At 72.2% G+C, this 15,544-nt stretch carries 16 protein-coding genes; 8 read left to right on the plus strand and 8 right to left on the minus strand.

Features of this window, described 5'->3' with window-relative positions; genetic code table 11:
* Positions 1-227: 227 nt before the first annotated feature.
* Both ABII15_RS01350 and ABII15_RS01355 read left to right on the plus strand, forming a co-directional pair.
* Complete coding sequence (locus ABII15_RS01350; RefSeq protein ID WP_353940365.1) at positions 228-698, plus strand: SsgA family sporulation/cell division regulator; 471 nt, start codon at positions 228-230, stop codon at positions 696-698.
* 55 nt (positions 699-753) lie between these two features.
* Positions 754-2,151 carry a CHASE3 domain-containing protein gene (locus ABII15_RS01355; RefSeq protein WP_353940366.1) on the plus strand — a complete coding sequence of 466 codons (1,398 nt, stop codon included), beginning with the start codon at positions 754-756 and terminating at the stop codon, positions 2,149-2,151.
* Positions 2,152-2,168: 17 nt separating this feature from the next.
* Here the strand turns inward: ABII15_RS01355 and ABII15_RS01360 are convergent, their stop codons facing one another.
* Together ABII15_RS01360 and ABII15_RS01365 are read right to left on the minus strand one after the other, a co-directional pair.
* Complete coding sequence (locus tag ABII15_RS01360) at positions 2,169-2,471, minus strand: WhiB family transcriptional regulator (RefSeq protein ID WP_353940367.1); 303 nt, start codon at positions 2,469-2,471, stop codon at positions 2,169-2,171.
* Positions 2,472-2,548: 77 nt separating this feature from the next.
* Positions 2,549-2,959, minus strand: coding sequence for an SsgA family sporulation/cell division regulator (locus tag ABII15_RS01365; RefSeq protein ID WP_353940368.1), 411 nt, complete (start codon positions 2,957-2,959; stop codon positions 2,549-2,551).
* A gap of 200 nt (positions 2,960-3,159) precedes the next feature.
* On the opposite strand from ABII15_RS01365, the gene ABII15_RS01370 reads away from it, so the two are divergent.
* Positions 3,160-3,819: a response regulator transcription factor gene (locus ABII15_RS01370; RefSeq protein WP_353940369.1), complete on the plus strand. Its 660-nt coding sequence runs from the start codon at positions 3,160-3,162 to the stop codon at positions 3,817-3,819.
* 19 nt (positions 3,820-3,838) lie between these two features.
* On the opposite strand, the gene ABII15_RS01375 is transcribed toward ABII15_RS01370, so the two are convergent.
* Both ABII15_RS01375 and ABII15_RS01380 read right to left on the minus strand, forming a co-directional pair.
* Complete coding sequence (locus ABII15_RS01375) at positions 3,839-4,204, minus strand: response regulator transcription factor (RefSeq protein ID WP_353940370.1); 366 nt, start codon at positions 4,202-4,204, stop codon at positions 3,839-3,841.
* Positions 4,205-4,269: 65 nt separating this feature from the next.
* Entirely contained in the window at positions 4,270-5,793 is a 1,524-nt protein-coding gene (locus ABII15_RS01380; RefSeq protein ID WP_353946933.1) for an MDR family MFS transporter, read from the minus strand.
* Between the two features lie 369 nt (positions 5,794-6,162).
* Between ABII15_RS01380 and ABII15_RS01385 the strand changes: the two genes are divergently transcribed.
* A complete protein-coding gene (locus tag ABII15_RS01385) occupies positions 6,163-8,946 on the plus strand; it encodes an AAA family ATPase (RefSeq protein ID WP_353940371.1) in 2,784 nt (927 codons plus the stop codon).
* On the opposite strand, the gene ABII15_RS01390 is transcribed toward ABII15_RS01385, so the two are convergent.
* Positions 8,933-9,607, minus strand: a complete 675-nt coding sequence (locus ABII15_RS01390; RefSeq protein WP_353940372.1) for a TetR family transcriptional regulator — start codon at positions 9,605-9,607, stop codon at positions 8,933-8,935. The genes ABII15_RS01385 and ABII15_RS01390 overlap by 14 nt on opposite strands.
* Before the next feature lie 80 nt (positions 9,608-9,687).
* The gene (locus tag ABII15_RS01395; protein WP_353940373.1) at positions 9,688-10,506 is read right to left on the minus strand and encodes an oxidoreductase; all 819 of its coding nucleotides are present in this window, start codon (positions 10,504-10,506) and stop codon (positions 9,688-9,690) included.
* Between the two features lie 237 nt (positions 10,507-10,743).
* Between ABII15_RS01395 and ABII15_RS01400 the strand changes: the two genes are divergently transcribed.
* Positions 10,744-11,217 (plus strand): DNA starvation/stationary phase protection protein, encoded by a 474-nt coding sequence (locus ABII15_RS01400; RefSeq protein WP_353940374.1) that lies wholly within the window; start codon positions 10,744-10,746, stop codon positions 11,215-11,217.
* Positions 11,218-11,242: 25 nt separating this feature from the next.
* On the opposite strand, the gene ABII15_RS01405 is transcribed toward ABII15_RS01400, so the two are convergent.
* Positions 11,243-12,169: an alpha/beta hydrolase gene (locus tag ABII15_RS01405; RefSeq protein ID WP_353940375.1), complete on the minus strand. Its 927-nt coding sequence runs from the start codon at positions 12,167-12,169 to the stop codon at positions 11,243-11,245.
* A gap of 247 nt (positions 12,170-12,416) precedes the next feature.
* Here ABII15_RS01405 and ABII15_RS01410 point away from each other — a divergent pair, with 247 nt between their 5' ends.
* A complete protein-coding gene (locus ABII15_RS01410) occupies positions 12,417-13,241 on the plus strand; it encodes a Bax inhibitor-1/YccA family protein (RefSeq protein ID WP_353940376.1) in 825 nt (274 codons plus the stop codon).
* A gap of 85 nt (positions 13,242-13,326) precedes the next feature.
* Positions 13,327-13,941 carry a 3'-5' exonuclease gene (locus ABII15_RS01415; RefSeq protein WP_353940377.1) on the plus strand — a complete coding sequence of 205 codons (615 nt, stop codon included), beginning with the start codon at positions 13,327-13,329 and terminating at the stop codon, positions 13,939-13,941.
* 52 nt (positions 13,942-13,993) lie between these two features.
* Here ABII15_RS01415 and ABII15_RS01420 read toward each other — a convergent pair whose 3' ends face one another.
* Positions 13,994-14,584 (minus strand): DUF308 domain-containing protein, encoded by a 591-nt coding sequence (locus ABII15_RS01420; RefSeq protein WP_353940378.1) that lies wholly within the window; start codon positions 14,582-14,584, stop codon positions 13,994-13,996.
* Between the two features lie 278 nt (positions 14,585-14,862).
* Here ABII15_RS01420 and ABII15_RS01425 point away from each other — a divergent pair, with 278 nt between their 5' ends.
* Positions 14,863-15,447 carry a hypothetical protein gene (locus tag ABII15_RS01425; RefSeq protein WP_353940379.1) on the plus strand — a complete coding sequence of 195 codons (585 nt, stop codon included), beginning with the start codon at positions 14,863-14,865 and terminating at the stop codon, positions 15,445-15,447.
* Positions 15,448-15,544: the final 97 nt, after the last annotated feature.

A 15,544-nucleotide genomic window follows, 5' to 3' on the forward strand; every position in this document is an offset into this window, starting at 1 on the left:
TGGTTCTGTCGCCGGGCGGCGGCCACTCACTCGCACACCGCACCTCGTGCAGTATCGGTGCTCCGAGGGCCGGGAGCCGCATCCGGGGGTGCCGACCGTCGAGTGCGGGCCACGGCACGGGGCGGGGCGGTACGGCGCGTTTCACGGTCAACTTACTTATGGAGAGCCGTCCGCGGGCGACGAGAGTGGGGCGTGCCCGCCTCGGCCCCAGGGAAGGACCCCACGTCATGAGCGACTATGAACCAGGCGTCCCGACCGGCGGAGGACTCCCGGACCGTCGCCCCCGGCTGACCCTGGACATCGAACGCGTCCTGGGCGTCCGGGCCCGGCAGGCCATCACGGCCGGGTTCCTGTTCGACCCGGCGGCGCCGCTCGTCGTCTCGGTGGAGTTCGCCGCGGAGGCCGGTCCGCGGGTGCTGTGGCGGATCGGGCGGGACCTGCTCCAGGAAGGCCTGTACTCGATGAGCGGCCTGGGGGACGTACGGGTCTGGCCCGCGGCTCCGCAGGGCGGGACGACGGCCCGGATGCAACTGGCCTCCGGGGACATGGCCGCCCTGTTCGAGCTGCCCGTGCCCCCGCTCGCCACCTGGCTGGCACACACGTACGAACTCGTCCCCGCCGGGCAGGAACTCGCCGGCGTCGACTGGGACGCCACGGCCGCCGGTCTGCTGCACGGCCCGCGGGCCCACTCCGACTGATCACCGAGAGCGCACCCCCGCGCGGACACCCCCTCACACCCGGGAGCGAGCCCCGATGGACATGGCACCGTGGCGCGGCAAGCGGTCGCTGGGCCTCACGAGTCTCACGGTCGCGGCGAGCGGACTGCTGGCCTCCCTGATCGGCGTCGCGTTCGCCGTGCTGCTGTGGGCGATCGCCGACGCGAACAGCTCGGTGTCGGACCGGCGCGCGTCCCGGACGGCGCTGGTGGAGGCCGGAACCATGGAGCAGTTGCTGCTCGATCTGGAGACGGGACAGCGCGGCTTCGTGATCACCGGACGGGAGGATTTCCTCGACCCGTGGCCGGCGGCGCGCGAACGACTGCCGTCGGCATCGCGCCGGTTCACCGGGAGCGCCACGTCCCCGGCCCAGCGCCGCGCGGCCGAACGGATCGCGCGGGACGTCGCGTCGTTCCTCCACGCGTACTCGGAGCCGCTGGTCGCGATGGTGCGCCGTGGTGACCCGGCGGCGGCCGGGCTGGAGCGGACCGCCGAGGGCAAGCGGCGCGTCGACGCCCTGCGCGCCCGGTTCGACGCCTACATGGCGGACGAACGGGCCCAGCTCGCGCGCCGTACGGACGCGGCCGGCACCAACAGCCGGCAGGCGGTGCTCACCGCGGCGCTCGGTCTCGCGGCGTCCCTGGCGCTCGTAGCCGTCTTCACCGTCCTGCAACACCGGGCGGTGGTACGGCCGGTGCGGGGCGCGGCGGCCGCGGCGCAGGAACTCGCGGGCGGCGATCTGAGTGTGCGGGTGCCGCCCAGTTCGGTGGCGGAGATCGGAGCGCTCGGCACGTCTTTCAACACCATGGCGGCCTCCCTCCAGGACAGTCGCCGGCGCATCATGGAGAGCACCGAGGCCGTGCACCGGCGCACGGCCCGCGATCTGCACGACGGAGCGCAGCAGCGGCTGGTCAGCCTCATGATCGAGCTGCGGCTCGCGCGGGAGCTGATCCCCGGCACACAGGCGCCGGCGCTCGATCTGCTGGACCAGTCGATCGACAACGCGCAGACGGCGGTCAACGAACTCCGTGAGCTGGCCTCCGGCATCTATCCGCTCGTCCTCACGGTGAAGGGGCTGGTGGCCGCGGTGAAGGACCTCGCGGCGCGGTGCCCGGTGCCCACGGTCGTCGAGAGCGCGAACGAGCGGCGGATCTCCCCCACCGTCGAGTCGAACGCCTACTTCGTCGTGGCCGAGGCCGTGACCAATGCGGTCAAGCACGCGAAGGCCTCCCGGATCGACGTCTGCGTCGACTTCGGCGAAATGCTGCGGATCAAGGTCTCGGACGACGGGATCGGCGGGGTGGGCAAGGCGTCCGCCGGGAGCGGGATGACCGGTCTGGCGGAGCGGGTGGCGGCCTTCGACGGCCGGGTGACCATCGACTCCCCCGCCGGGGGCGGCACCACCCTCCTCATCCGGATACCGATCCCCGCCTGATCGGTGCGGGCGCGTCGTCAGCGCGGGGACGCGTCGTGCTCCGTCGTCCTGCCTGCCGGGTCCGCGCCGAGCCGGCGGCGGTCCTTGCCCGACAGGCCGCCCCAGACTCCGTAGGACTCCTCGTGCGCGAGGGCCGTCGCGGCGCACCGGTCGGCGACCGCGCAGCCGGCGCAGATGCGGCGGGCCCGCTCCTCCCGGTCGCGGCGGGCACGGCCGCGCTCGCCCGACGGGGAGAAGAAGACCGCACTGCTCATGCCGCGGCAGGCGGCCTGGTCCTGCCACTGCCAGTCGACGAGGAGGGGGCGCGGGAAGCTGTGCATCGTCTGCCTTTCGAAGGGTGTGGGAGCGAAGGCGCTCAAGGAACATGTGGGGGACATTCCGTCGGCTGTTCCGCCGGCTATTCCGCCGGCTGGACGAGCAGGTCCCAGTCCACCCCGTCGAGTTCGGTACCGCGGGGCACCAGGGCGTAGGTGCCTGCGAGCCACCCGGCCACCGCTTCGGCGGGGATCTCGAAGAGGGCGGTACGGGTACTGCCCAGCCGCAGGCAGAAGGCGGACCGCTCGCCGTCGGGGCCGTCCACCGGCCAGAGCACGACATCGCCCTCACCGGCCCGGGCAACCAGGCCCTCGGTGAGCAGTTCGCGGGCGAAGACCCAGCGCACGAGCCGCTGGCCGTCGCCCTCGACGACCAGGGTGACGGCCAGCGGGTCCCGCGTGTCGTACGAGAACTCGCCTGCCCGGCGCAGGGCCAGCGCGGAGGTCACCCAGTGGGTGATCTCCACGGGGAGGTGGGTGAGGTGTGTGTCCATGGTCGTCTCCTTGTGTTGTGTGGCCGTTCCGATGAGGCGGAAACTCCCGCCAGTCTGCGCGGCGGTAGCGGCCGGGTCTGTCGTGCGGCCCCTCGGGCGGTGTCGGGGCGCCCTCGGCACATGTGTGGGGCACACCCCACAGCGTGGTGCGGCACGGTCCCGCCACATGTGCGCGAGACACCTCGCGCTAGGATCCCGCCATGAACCCACCATTGCGGGCGGTGCTCGGGGAGGACCAGCCGATCGTGCGCGAGGGCATCGCGACGATTCTGCGGACCGCGGGCATCGACGTGGTCGCCGCGGTCGACAACGCGACGGACCTCGTCCGTGCCGCCGACGAACACCGCCCCGACGTCGTGATCACCGACATCCGGATGCCGCCGGAGCTGGAGGCGGACGGGCTGGACGCCGTGCGCGAGATCCGCGCGGCGCGTCCCGGGACCGCCGTGATCGTCCTGTCGCAGTTCCTCGACGCCTCCTACGCGCTCGATCTCGTCGGGGACGATCCGAGCGGCGTGGGATACCTGCTCAAGGAGAAGGTGGCGCATCCCCAGTTGCTGATCGACGCCGTCGAGCGTGTCGTGGCCCGCGACTCGGCGCTCGACCCGGACGTCATCGCCGCGCTGCTGGGCCGCAAGCGTCCCGAGGATCCGCTGGCGGCCCTGACGCCGAAGGAGCGGGAGGTCCTGGCGTACATGGCCGAGGGGCATTCCAACACGGGCATCGCGGCGCTGCTGTTCGTGAGTGTCGCCGCCGTGGAGCGGCATGTGACGGGAATCTTCATGAAGTTGGGGCTCAGCCAGGCGGCGTCCGGGCAGCACCGCCGGGTGCTCGCGGTGTTGCGCTACCTCGGCCAGTAGCGGTCCCGGCGCCGCTTCTTCAGTGCGCGGCGGGGGCGAACAGCCCCCGCAGGTCGGCGTCGACCAGCCTGTCCTTGGGGACGAACGATTCGATGCCTGCTCCGCGCAGTTCCTGCCGCGACCAGAGCGACTTGTCGGTGGAGGTCAGCACGACCCTCGGCGGACGCTCCTCACGGGTCAACTGCCGGGCCACGCTCAGGCCGTCGACGTCGGGCAGGTGGAGATCGAGCAGCACCCCGTCGGGCCGGTGCGCCCGCACCGCGGCCAGGGCCGACGCGCCGTCCGGCGACTCCGCCACGACGCGCAGGCCCCGTGCCGTCAGCAGCATCGTGGCGACGCGGCGGAATCCGGGGTCGTCGTCGACGACGACGATGTTGATGCACATGATCTCAGCTTGCCGGGCGGTCCGACGGTGCGGCCATAGGGGAATCCCTACGGTTTTGTGTATGGCTAACGCGTCGCCCGGGCCAGGCCGCTCCGGTCGCTCAGCGGGACCTCCTTGATGAACAGGGTCACCAGGAAGGCGATGAGGGCGATCGGGGCGACGTAGAGGAAGATGTCGCCGATGCCGTGTCCGTAGGCGTTCTCCAGCCAGGTGCGGACGGGGGCGGGCAGCAGGGCGAGGTCAGGGAGCGAGCCGTCGCCGGAGGCCCGGGCGGCGGTGAGCCGGTCCGCGGGCGCGAGGTCGGTGAGGGTGTCGCGGGCGTAGTGGCCGATCCGGGTGGTGAGGATCGCGCCGAGCACCGAGACGCCGACCGCGCCGCCCAGGGAGCGGAAGAACGTCACCGTCGAGGACGCGGCGCCGAGATCGTCGGCCGCCACCTGGTTCTGGGTGCACAGCACGAGGTTCTGCAGGGTCATGCCGACGCCGAGCCCCATCAGGGTCATGCACAGGGCGATGAACACGTACGGGGTGTCGTGGCGGAGCATGCCGAGCAGTGCGAGGCCCGCCGTCAGCAGGATCCCGCCCGAGAGCAGCCAGCCCTTCCACCGGCCGGTGCGGGTGATGACGCGGCCGGAGACGGTCGAGGAGACGAACAGTCCCGCGATGAACGGGATCGTCATGAGGCCCGACCGGGTCGGCGAGTCACCGCGCGCCAGCTGGAAGAACTGGCTGAAGAAGACGGTGCCCGCGAACAGGGCGACGCCGACGAACAGCGAGGAGAGGGAGGCGAGCGCGATGGTCCGGTTGCGGAACAGCCGCAGCGGGATGATCGGTTCGGCCGCCCTGGTCTCGACGTAGAGGAAGGCGAGGGCCAGCAGGAGGGCGCCCGCGACCGACGCACAGGTCTGCCAGGACAGCCACGCGTACTTGTCACCGGCGAAGGTGACCCAGACCAGCAGCAGGCAGACGGCCGTGCTGACGAAGAAGGCGCCCGCCCAGTCGACCTCGGCCGCGCGTCCGGTCACCGGGAGGTTCAGCGTTCGCTGCAGCACCACCAGGGCGACGAGCGCGAAGGGGATGCCGATGAACAGGCACCAGCGCCAGCCGAGCCAGCTGGTGTCGGTGATCACACCGCCGAGCAGCGGGCCTCCGACGGTGGCCACCGCGAAGGTCGCCCCGAGGTATCCGGAGTAACGCCCGCGCTCCCGTGGGGAGATCATCGCGGCGAGCACGACCTGCGCCAGCGCGGACAGTCCGCCGCCGCCGAGGCCCTGGATCACCCGGGCGGCGATCAGTGTGGCGGTGTTCGGCGCGAGGCCGGCGACGAGGGAGCCGACGGAGTAGACGATCAGTGCCGACTGGACGAGCACCTTCTTGCTGAACTGGTCGGCGAGTTTGCCCCACAGCGGGGTGGACGCCGTCACCGCGAGCAGGGACGCGGTGACGACCCAGGTGTAGGCGCTCTGGCCGCCGCCGAGGTCGCCGATGATCCTGGGCAGGGCGTTGGTGACGACGGTCGACGACAGGATGGCGGCGAACAGTCCGAGCAGCAGTCCCGACAGGGCGCGCATGATCTGCGCATGGGTCATCGCGGCGGGCTGCGGCCCGCCGCCGGGGTGGGCCTGGGGCCGTACGTCGGCGCCCGGGGTGGTGGTCATGAGGTGTCGCGTCCTTACGTGGGTGAGGGCGTGGGCGGTGACCGGCACCGGCGTTTTCTCGCGTCGCCCGGCGCGGGCCGGGCACGGGGTGCGGACACCGCCTCAGTCTCGGGGCGCGTGCAGGACACACACATCCGTCGGTTGACTGCGTCCCGGGTGTGCCGGGCCCTCCTCGGCCGCCAGCGGGAACCCTCCCCGAGCCGCCTGCCGTGCGGCGATCACGCGCTTCTACACTGTCCCGGTACGAGAACGGGGACAGGGACACCGATGGCACGCAGCGTCACATCAGGGTCGGGACATGTGTCGCCGTCCGCCGGCTCCGGGGTTCTGTTGGTGGGCCGCGAGCGGGATCTCGGGCTCGTCTCCGGGCTGTTCGGTGCGCGGCCGGGCGGGGCGCTGCTGCTGTCCGGGGAGCCGGGAGTCGGCAAGTCGGCTCTGCTGGACGCCGTCGCCGCGGCCGCCGCGCAGGACGGCACCCGGGTGCTGCGGGCGGCGGGAGCCGAGTTCGAGGCCGACATCAGCTACGCGGCGCTCCACCAGATCCTGCTGCCGCTCCAGGAACTCCTCGACGGGCTCGGCGCGCCCGGCCGGGACGCCGTACGTGTGGCCCTCGGTCTGGGTGTGGGTCCCGCCCCGGAGCGTCTGGTCGTCTGCGCGGGTGTGCTGGCGCTGTTGCGGGCGGCGGCCGAGGACGGGCCCGTGCTGCTGGTCGTGGACGACCTGCCGTGGGTGGACCGGGCGAGCGCCGCCGTCCTCGGCTTCGTCGCGCGGCGGCTGGCCGGCGACCGCATCCGGTTCCTCGCCGCGTCCCGCACGGGCGTCCCGAGCTTCTTCGACGGCAGTGGGCTGCCCGCGCACGAACTGGCCGCCCTGGACGCGGAGTCCGCCGCGTGCCTCGTCGATCTGCGCTTCCCCGACCTGGCCCATCCGGTGCGCCTGCGGCTCCTGGAGGCCGCGCAGGGCAATCCCCTGGCCCTGCTCGAACTGCCCGGCGCGCTGCGCGCGGAGCAGCGCCGGGCCCGGGAGGTGCTGCCGGCCGTCCTGCCCCTGGGCGAGCGTCTGCGGTCGCTGTTCGTCTCCCGGGTCCGGGCGCTGCCCGAAGCGACCCGCACGCTGATGCTGCTCGCCACCCTGGACGGCAGCGGTGACCTCGGCGTGCTCTCCGCCGCCGCGCGGGAGAGCCGGGGTCACGGGGACCTGCGGGACCTGGACCCGGCCGAGCGGGACGGGCTGGTCCGGGTCTCCTCGTCGCCGCGCCGGCTGGTGTTCCGGCATCCGCTGATCATGTCGGCCGTCGTCGAGGTCGCCACCAGCAGCGGGCGGCGCGCGGCGCATCGCGCCCTGGCCCGGGTGCTGGCCGGCCGGCCGGAGCAGCGCGCCTGGCACCTGGGAGAGGCGACCCTCCAGCCGGACGAGGAGGTGGCGCGGCTCCTGGAGCGTTCCGCGCGGCGCGTCCTGGACCGGGGCGACGCGGTGGCGGCGATCGCGGCGCTCACGCGGGCCGCGGATCTCAGCCCGCTCGACGCCGACCGGGCCCGCCGGCTGTCCGAGGCCGCGTATGTGGGCGCCGAGGCGATCGGCGCGCTGCACAGCGCCTCGGCGCTCCTGGAGGACGCTCGGCGCGCGGACCCGGGGCACAGCGGGTCGCTGCGGTCCGCGACGGCCGCGGTCCAGCTCGTCCTCAACGGCGACGGCGATCTGGCGACCGCGCACCGCCTCCTGGTCGGCGCCATCGAGCAGGGCGACCACGGCTACGACGCCGAGGACCCGGCGCTCGTCGACGCGCTCCACATCCTCCTGCTGCTGTGCAACTACGGCGCCGACGAGGAATGGTGGGCGCCGTACTACGCGGCCGTCGCGCGGCTGCGTCCCGCTCCCCCGCCGCTGCTGCTGGTCGCCGCCCGCACCTGGGGCGATCCGGCGCACGCCGACGCGGGGACGCTGCGCGCGCTCGACGACATCATCGCGGGCATGCGCGAGGAGACCGATCCGGCCCGAGTCGTGCGGGTGGGGACGGCCGCCCTGTATCCGGACCGGCTGCCCGCGGTGCGCGAGGCGGCCTGGCGGCTGGTCCGGCAGGGGCGCGAGGGCGGTGCGGTGCGGCGGCACATCGGCGCCCTGCTGCACCTGTGCCTGGACGACTACCACCGGGGTGACTGGGCCGGGGTCCTGGAACTGTCCGAGGAGGGGCTCGAAGCCTGCTCGACATCCGGGTACACCGTCTGCACCTGGTTCTTCCAGTACACGAAGGGTCTGGTCACCGCGTCGCGCGGGGAGACGGCGACCGCGCACGCGCTCGCCGAGGCGATGACGAACTGGGCGGCGCCCCGGGGCATCAGGGAGGCGGTGCACTGCGCGTTGCACGTGCACGCGCTCGCGGACATGGCGGACGGTGACTTCGACGCGGCGTTCGGACGGGTGACCGCGATCAGTCCGGCCGGGAGTTTCCCCCCGTACGTCGCGCACGCGTCGTGGGTCTTCTTCGATCTGGTGGAGGCGGCGGTGCGCACGGACCGGCGCGCGGCGGCGGTCGCGCACACGGACGCGCTGCGCGGGACGAACGTCGCCGCTCTGTCGCCGCGTCTGGCGCTGCTCGCGGACGGCGCTCGGGCGCTGGTCGCGGAGGACGACGCCGAGTCGGCACGGCTGTTCGCGCGGGCCCTGGCGACACCCGAGGCGGAGCGGTGGCCGTTCGCCGTGGCACGGGTGCGGCTGGCGCAGGGCGAACGGCTGCGCCGCGCCCGCGCGCTGTCCGATTCCAAGGCCCCGCTGGCCGCCGCGCTCGGCGCCTTCGAGCGGTTGGGGTCCGTCGCCTGGGCCGAGCGGGCCCGCAAGGAACTGCGGGCGGCGCGCGGGTTCGTCGCGCGTACGGACGACGGGCGCGGTGCGGCGCTGACCGCGCAGGAGCGGCAGATCGCGGAGCTCGCAGCCACCGGCCTGACGAACAAGCAGATCGCCGGGCGGCTGTTCCTCTCGCACCGCACCGTCGGCGCCCACCTGTACCAGATCTATCCGAAGCTCGGGATCGCGTCGCGGACGGCGCTGCGGGACGCTCTGGAGTCGCCGGACGTCACTCCAGGGTGAGCAGTCCCGTCGCGGAGAGGTGCAGCGCGCGGCCGAGCCGTTCGGCGAAGTCGACCTTGGTGTCCGCGAGTTCGGGGTCCTGCTGCGCCTCGATCACCGCCGGTGAGGGGTGGGCGAAGGGCCACAGGCCCGCGGTGTACAGGACGGTCAGGGAGACCAGTTCCCGGGCGGCGGCCGGGGACAGCGCGGGCAGGTGGCCGCGCAGCAGTTCCGCCAGGTCTTCCAGGAGCCGGGTGTGGACGCGCTTGAAGTCGCGCACCGACTCGGCGGAGATGTTCCGTTCCAGTTCGGTGCCGAGTGCCGCGAACAGTTCGCACAGCAGGGCCCGGCCGGCCAGTGAGCGGGCGAGGACGTCCGTCACGGCCCGGGGCGACGCGGCCGGGTCCGCTCCTTCCCGGGCCAGCTCCGCGGGCAACTCCTCGATCCATCGCGCGAGTTCACGGTTGAGCAGTTCGAAGAAGACGGCTTCCCTGGTCTCGAAGTAGCGCACCACGTTCGTCTTCGACAGTCCGACCCGCCGGCTCAGCTCCCGCAGGCTGATGTCGCGTACGGGCAGCTCCGCCAGCAGTTCGGCCGCGGCTTCGAGGATGGTCTGCTTGCGGACCTCGCGCTGCTCGGCGCTGCGCGCGCGCCGGAAGTCCGTCGGCCGGTCGTCTGTCATCGTCGCTTCCTCGGGTCCCTCGTCGCGACCCGCACCCGGCGCCGCCTGCGGCAACCCTACGCCGCACCGGGTGACGCGGATCAGACGGACTCGCTCACCGGGAGCCACTCGGCGTCCGAGGCGGCCCGCTCGGCTGCCGCGCGGGCGGCGACGGCCGCGGCGTCCTTGCCGAGCAGCAGTCGCAGCGGCGGCTCGTCGGCCTCCGCGATGTCGAGCAGAACCCGGGCGATGCGGTCCGGGTCGCCCGGCTGCTTGCCGTCCTGGCTGCGGATGCCCTCGACGGAGGCGCCGACGACGCTCCGGTAGGGCTCGCTGATCGGCGGGGTGGTCATGGAGGAGCCGGCCCAGTCGGTTCGCATGCCACCCGGCTCGGCGACGGTCACCTTGATGCCGAGCGGGGCGACCTCCTTGGCGAGGACCTCGGAGAAGCCTCCCACGGCCCACTTGGCCGTCTGGTACGCGCCGAGGCCGGGCACGCCCACCCGTCCGCCGACGGAGGAGATCTGGATGATGTGGCCGGCCCCCTGCTCGCGCAGGACGGGCAGGGCCGCCCTGGTGACGTTGACGACGCCGAAGAGGTTCGCGTCGATCTGGTCGCGGAAGGCCTGCTCGGAGGTGTCCTCGATGGCGGCCATGTCGGCGTAGCCGGCGTTGTTCACGACCACGTCAAGCCGCCCGAACGCCTCGACGGTTCGCTCGACGGCGTTACGTGCGGCGGCCGGGTCGGTGACGTCCAGGGTGACGAGCCGGACCCGGTCGCCGTACTTGTCCGCGAGGTCGGCGAGGGGCTCGGTGCGCCGGGCGGTGGCGGCCACCCGGTGTCCGGCGGCCAGCGCCGCCTCGGCGAGGGCGCGGCCCAGCCCGCGGGAACTGCCTGTGATCAACCAGGTCTTGCTCATGAAACTGCCTCGTTTCCATCCCGTACCAAATAAAAGGCCGGTGGACCTTTATACGTTCCACGGTAAAGGTCCAGTGGCCTCTTGTCCAGCGACCACTTGTCCGGCGGCCTTCGTCCAGCAACCTCCCGTCCGGCCCGGGGAAGTCAGTCGATCGACGGATCCCGGGGGCGGAACGGAGACACGACACTGGGGCCGACCACCACACCCGAGCCACACCTTCGGAAAGGACCGCACACCATGACGGTCATCGACAGCCCCCTGCCGGACAAGGAACGCGCGATCGCGGGCGAGGCCCTTCAGGCGACGCTGGTCGACCTTCTCGATCTGTCCCTGGTGGCCAAGCAGGCGCACTGGAACCTGTACGGACCGCGCTTCCGCTCCATCCATCTGCAGCTCGACGAAGTGGTCACCACGGCCCGCGACTTCGCGGACGCGGTGGCGGAGCGGGCCGCCGCGCTGGGGGTCAGCCCGGACGGACGGGCCGCCACGATCGCCGCCACCAGCGGCGCGCCCGCCTTCCCGGCCGGCTGGACGAAGGACACCGTTGCCATCGACGCGCTGGTCCGGACGTTCGCCGCCGTCATCGCGCGGGCCCGCACCCATGTCGAACTGACCGGCCCGGCCGACGCCGTGACTCAGGATCTGCTGATCGGGCTGACCGCCGCGCTGGAGAAGCAGAGCTGGATGTTCCAGGCCGAGAACAGGACCTGACGGGACACGAAGGGCCCGCGGCGGATCAGCCGGCGGCATCCAGCCGCGTGGCGAAGTAGTCCGTGAGCTTGTCGACGGCCTGGTCGATGTACTCCTTCTTGTCGTACAGGTCGACGTGGCTGGCGCCCTCGATCCGGTGCAGCTCCGCGCTTCCGGTGGCACGCTGGTGCGCCTCGACCGCCATCCAGGCGGTGACGGCGCGCTCCCCGATGATCTGGAGCACGGGGCGCGGCCCGATCAGCGGAACGGCGAAGAAGGCGTCGTAGAAGGCCAGTTTGTCGATGCTCTCCCAGGCCAGGAACCTGGCGGACCGCTCGTGCGCTCCGCGCGCGGTGCAGTAGTACTCGAAGCCCTCGACGCCGTGGTCGCCGCCGAGCGCGCGGGCCTGCTCCGCCGTCTCGGGGAACATCGTCATCACGCCCGGGTCGGTGCCGCGGGCGGCGGCGGTCCGGGCCTGTCCGGCCGCGTCCAGCAAGGACTGGAAGACGGCCGGGTCCTGGCCGCCGTCGGCGCCGAGGCGGAACTGGCGGGACGGGTCGGCGGTGGAGACCGTGGCCACGGCGCGGACGCGATGGTCGCCGCCGGTGGCGGCCAGCGCATAGCCGCCGGAGGCGCAGATGCCGAGCAGCCCGATCCGCTCGGCGTCGACCTCCTCACGGGTGGTGAGGTAGGAGACGGCGGCCTTGAAGTCCTCCACACGCTGCGCGGGGTCCTCCAGGCCGCGCGGGAGTCCGCCCGATTCGCCCTGGTGGGCGGCGTCGAAGGCGAGCGTCACGAAGCCGCGCTCCGCCATCAGCCGCGCATAGGTGCCGGACGTCTGCTCCTTCACTCCGGTGCCGGGGTGACCGACCACCAGCGCGGGCCACGGACCGGAACCGGCCCGATCGGGTGTGTAGAGGTGGGCGGCGATCTCGATGCCGGCGCTGTCGAAGGTGACGCTGGATCTGGCCATGGGGCACTCTCCCTGATCTGCGATGTCGGGTGTCTTCGATGCCTGGAGGACTCGGTCCGTCCTGAACACGTTTCTACGATCGCAGGGGCCGACGCCTCCGAAAAGAGACAGATTCCTGCCCGGGAAAGAACCTTCCCCCTCACATGTAACCCCCTTGCCCTCGTATTCGTCACCTGTCAAAGTGGTGACGCATAGAGCTTGTCGCTTCGCCCGTACGCCGCCGAATCGGCGGTCCAGGAGGAATGCCATGAAGAGCACCAACCCGGTCTTCGCCCGCTGGGGCGCCGGCCGCGCCCAGAGCCCGGCCGCGGCCGAGCCCGTGACCGGCTTTCCCGCCAACCCCTACGCCACCGCGGGCGTCGCCGTCGCCGACAGGGACACCGTCACGTCCGCGATGACGGTGGACGACGTGGTGGTCCGCACCGCGACGACGCTGGGCACCGTCGTGCTGGGCGCGGTGCTGTCGTGGCTGCTGCTGCCCGTCGACGAGGCCACCATCGGACGCTCGTACGGGATCGCCGTCGGTGCCGCCCTCATCGCCTTCGTCCTGTCGATGATCCAGGCGGTGCGGCGGACGCCGTCCCCGGCTCTGATTCTCGGATACGCGGCGTTCGAGGGCGTGTTCCTCGGTGTCCTGTCCAGCGCGACCTCCACCTACATCGCGCCGGGTGTGGTCGTCCAGGCGGTACTCGGCACCTTCGCCGTGGCCGCGGGCATGCTCATCGCCTACCGCATGCGCTGGATCCGGGTGACGCGCCGGTTCACCGGGATCGTCGTCTCCGCCGCCACCGGATTCGTCCTGCTGCTGCTCGCCGACTCGCTGTTCTCGGCCTTCGGCGCGGGCGGCGGCCTGGGCTTCCACAGCGGCGGTCTCGGCATCGCCTTCGGGGTCGTGGGCATCCTGCTCGGCGCGTGCTTCCTCGCGCTGGACTTCCGGCAGATCGAGGACGCCGTCGCCTTCGGCGCACACCGGGACGAGGCCTGGTTCGCCGCCTTCGGCCTCACCATGACGCTGGTGTGGATCTACCTGGAGGTGCTGCAGGTGCTGACCATCTTCAACAGCGACAACTGACAGCACAGACAGCCCGTCAGACAGACAGATCCCCACACCTGAATTGAGGTGCCGTGGTCCGGTGGGACTCCCTACCCTCGGCACCATGCACCACGAATCCGCCCTGCTGAACGTCATCGACGTGGAAGCCACCTGCTGGGACGAGCAGCCTCCGCCCGGCTCCGTGCACGAGATCATCGAGATCGGTCTCACCGTCGTCGACATGTCGGCAGGGCGCCGCGTGTCCCGGCATCGCGTCCTGGTCCGCCCGGCCCGGTCGACGGTGAGCGCCTTCTGCACCGAACTGACGGGACTGACCCGGGCCGAGGTGGACCGGGGCGTCACCTTCGCCGAGGCGTGCCGGATCCTCGTCGAGGAGTACGCGGCCGGAGAGCGGCCCTGGGCGAGCTGGGGCGAGTACGACCGCCGGCAGTTCGCCCGGCAGAGTCGCGCCGACGGCGTGGCCTACCCGTTCGGCCGTCCCGCGGAGCGCACCCACACCAACGCCAAGGCCGTCTTCGCCGCCGCCTACGGGCTGCACAAGAAGCCGGGCATGGCCCACGCACTTCAGCCGGCCGGACTGCCGCTGGAGGGGCGCCATCATCGCGGCGAGGACGACGCGTGGAACATCGCCGCGCTCGTCCTCGATCTGCGGGGCCGCGGGGCATGGCCGGGCACGACCGCAGGTGGCCAATGCCTGTCCAGGGATCACGAAGCCTGAGGGGGCATGCGCATCGCGCATGCCCCCTCAGGCTTCGTGCACGGGCCGGCCGTCAGAGCGTGCCGGTGCGCAGTTGGCGGGTCTTCCAGCCCAGCAGCCCCGCCTGGACGATGAAGAAGACCCCGCCGCCCGTGGCGTAGACGGACAGCACGTCGAGGGACGGATCGTCGCCCGCGGCCTGGATGTTGTAGAAGACCCCGACGAGGAACGACAGACCGCCAGCGATCAGCATGGGCCACTGCTTGCCCAGTTCGGGGCCGCGCCGCCGGATCCCCACGGTCACCTGGGCCGCACCGGAGAGGACGGCCCAGGCGCCGAACACGTGCAGCACCGGCGCGACACCGCCCGCCCCCGCGATCCCCACGGCGACGGCGGCCAGGGTGCTCAGCACTCCGTTGAAGGCCGTGACCCGGCGCTCCGAGCCGTCGGGCAGGGTCCGGTGGTCGATCAGCGAGGACACCGCGTCGATCAGCGGATAGGCGACGAGCAGGGTGATCGCGAGGGCGTCGACGTTCTCGTGGGCTCCGGCGAAGACGAACGCCCACACCACGGCCAGGACGCCGCGGCCCAGGTACAGCTTGAGCAGAACGGAACGTTCGGCGGTCGTGGTGGGCGCGGGCGGCGCAGGGGTCTGCGTACTCATGACGGTTCGGCCTTTCTCAGGGGCGATGGAGGAGGAAGGGGTGGGTGGTCCGGTCGGTGCCGGGCCGGAACGGGGTGGTACGGCGTCAGCCTCGTCGTGGCATGTGTGTCCCGGCTACCGTCAGGTGACTGCCGGGGTCGGTCACACCTGCGTATCGTGGAGAGTGAACATGCCTGGAGAACATGCCGTCGGACCATCGGGTATCCACACGCATCTGCACGGCACCCGTCACGTGGGTAGCATGCGCAGCGACATCCATATGGAGGGAGTGAACGGTTGTGAGCAGCCGATCAGCCGCCACGCTCCGATCGCGGTACGCCGAACAGGCCGCGTCGGATCTGGCGGACAACCGCCGGCGTCAGCAGGAACTCGCGGACCAGCTCGCGGTCCTGAAGCAGCAGGAAGCACTGCTGGTGGACATCCTGAACCTCGCCGAGCGGTACGAGGGCTTCGCCGACGCCTCGCGCCTGCCGGAGCAGGTACAGGACGAGGTCGGCCCGGCGCAGGCGCCGTCGGCCAAGAAGACCGCCGCGGCCACCAAGACCCCTGCGGCCACGAAGACTCCGACCCGGAAGGCTCCCGCGGTCAAGAAGGCCCCGGCGAACACGAAGGCGAAGGGTGACACCAAGGGGACCTCGCGCCAGCCGCTGCTCGGGGATCTGCTGGTCGACCTGCTCGCCGGTCACGACGCACCGCAGCCGGCCGCCGATCTGCGTGAGGAACTGCTGGCGAAGCACCCGGGCCGCAATCCGACACCGCAGGTGGTGCGCAACACCCTTGAGTCGCTGGTCGCCAAGAGCCGCATCCGGCGCCACAAGAAGCAGCGGTCCGTGATGTACACCCTCGTGAAGTCCGCGAACTGAGCGCGCTCCCCCCGGCGGACGGCGGCCACGGACACAGCCCCTCCTCCCGCGGGAGGGACGTGTTGTCCGGCGGTCCCCGAGGGCGTTTCCGGACACG

The organism is Streptomyces sp. HUAS MG91, assembly GCF_040529335.1.
In the GTDB taxonomy this organism is placed as follows: Bacteria; Actinomycetota; Actinomycetes; order Streptomycetales; family Streptomycetaceae; genus Streptomyces; species Streptomyces tabacisoli.

Excerpts from the sequence above, each read along its gene's own strand:
- ABII15_RS01350 (WP_353940365.1), top strand. The coding sequence starts at position 228 with ATGAGCGACTATGAACCAGGCGTCCCGACCGGCGGAGGACTCCCGGAC.
- ABII15_RS01355 (WP_353940366.1), top strand. The coding sequence starts at position 754 with ATGGACATGGCACCGTGGCGCGGCAAGCGGTCGCTGGGCCTCACGAGT.
- ABII15_RS01360 (WP_353940367.1), bottom strand. The coding sequence starts at position 2,471 with ATGCACAGCTTCCCGCGCCCCCTCCTCGTCGACTGGCAGTGGCAGGAC.
- ABII15_RS01365 (WP_353940368.1), bottom strand. The coding sequence starts at position 2,959 with ATGGACACACACCTCACCCACCTCCCCGTGGAGATCACCCACTGGGTG.
- ABII15_RS01370 (WP_353940369.1), top strand. The coding sequence starts at position 3,160 with ATGAACCCACCATTGCGGGCGGTGCTCGGGGAGGACCAGCCGATCGTG.
- ABII15_RS01375 (WP_353940370.1), bottom strand. The coding sequence starts at position 4,204 with ATGTGCATCAACATCGTCGTCGTCGACGACGACCCCGGATTCCGCCGC.
- ABII15_RS01380 (WP_353946933.1), bottom strand. The coding sequence starts at position 5,793 with ATGACCCATGCGCAGATCATGCGCGCCCTGTCGGGACTGCTGCTCGGA.
- ABII15_RS01390 (WP_353940372.1), bottom strand. The coding sequence starts at position 9,607 with ATGACAGACGACCGGCCGACGGACTTCCGGCGCGCGCGCAGCGCCGAG.
- ABII15_RS01395 (WP_353940373.1), bottom strand. The coding sequence starts at position 10,506 with ATGAGCAAGACCTGGTTGATCACAGGCAGTTCCCGCGGGCTGGGCCGC.
- ABII15_RS01400 (WP_353940374.1), top strand. The coding sequence starts at position 10,744 with ATGACGGTCATCGACAGCCCCCTGCCGGACAAGGAACGCGCGATCGCG.
- ABII15_RS01405 (WP_353940375.1), bottom strand. The coding sequence starts at position 12,169 with ATGGCCAGATCCAGCGTCACCTTCGACAGCGCCGGCATCGAGATCGCC.
- ABII15_RS01410 (WP_353940376.1), top strand. The coding sequence starts at position 12,417 with ATGAAGAGCACCAACCCGGTCTTCGCCCGCTGGGGCGCCGGCCGCGCC.
- ABII15_RS01415 (WP_353940377.1), top strand. The coding sequence starts at position 13,327 with ATGCACCACGAATCCGCCCTGCTGAACGTCATCGACGTGGAAGCCACC.
- ABII15_RS01420 (WP_353940378.1), bottom strand. The coding sequence starts at position 14,584 with ATGAGTACGCAGACCCCTGCGCCGCCCGCGCCCACCACGACCGCCGAA.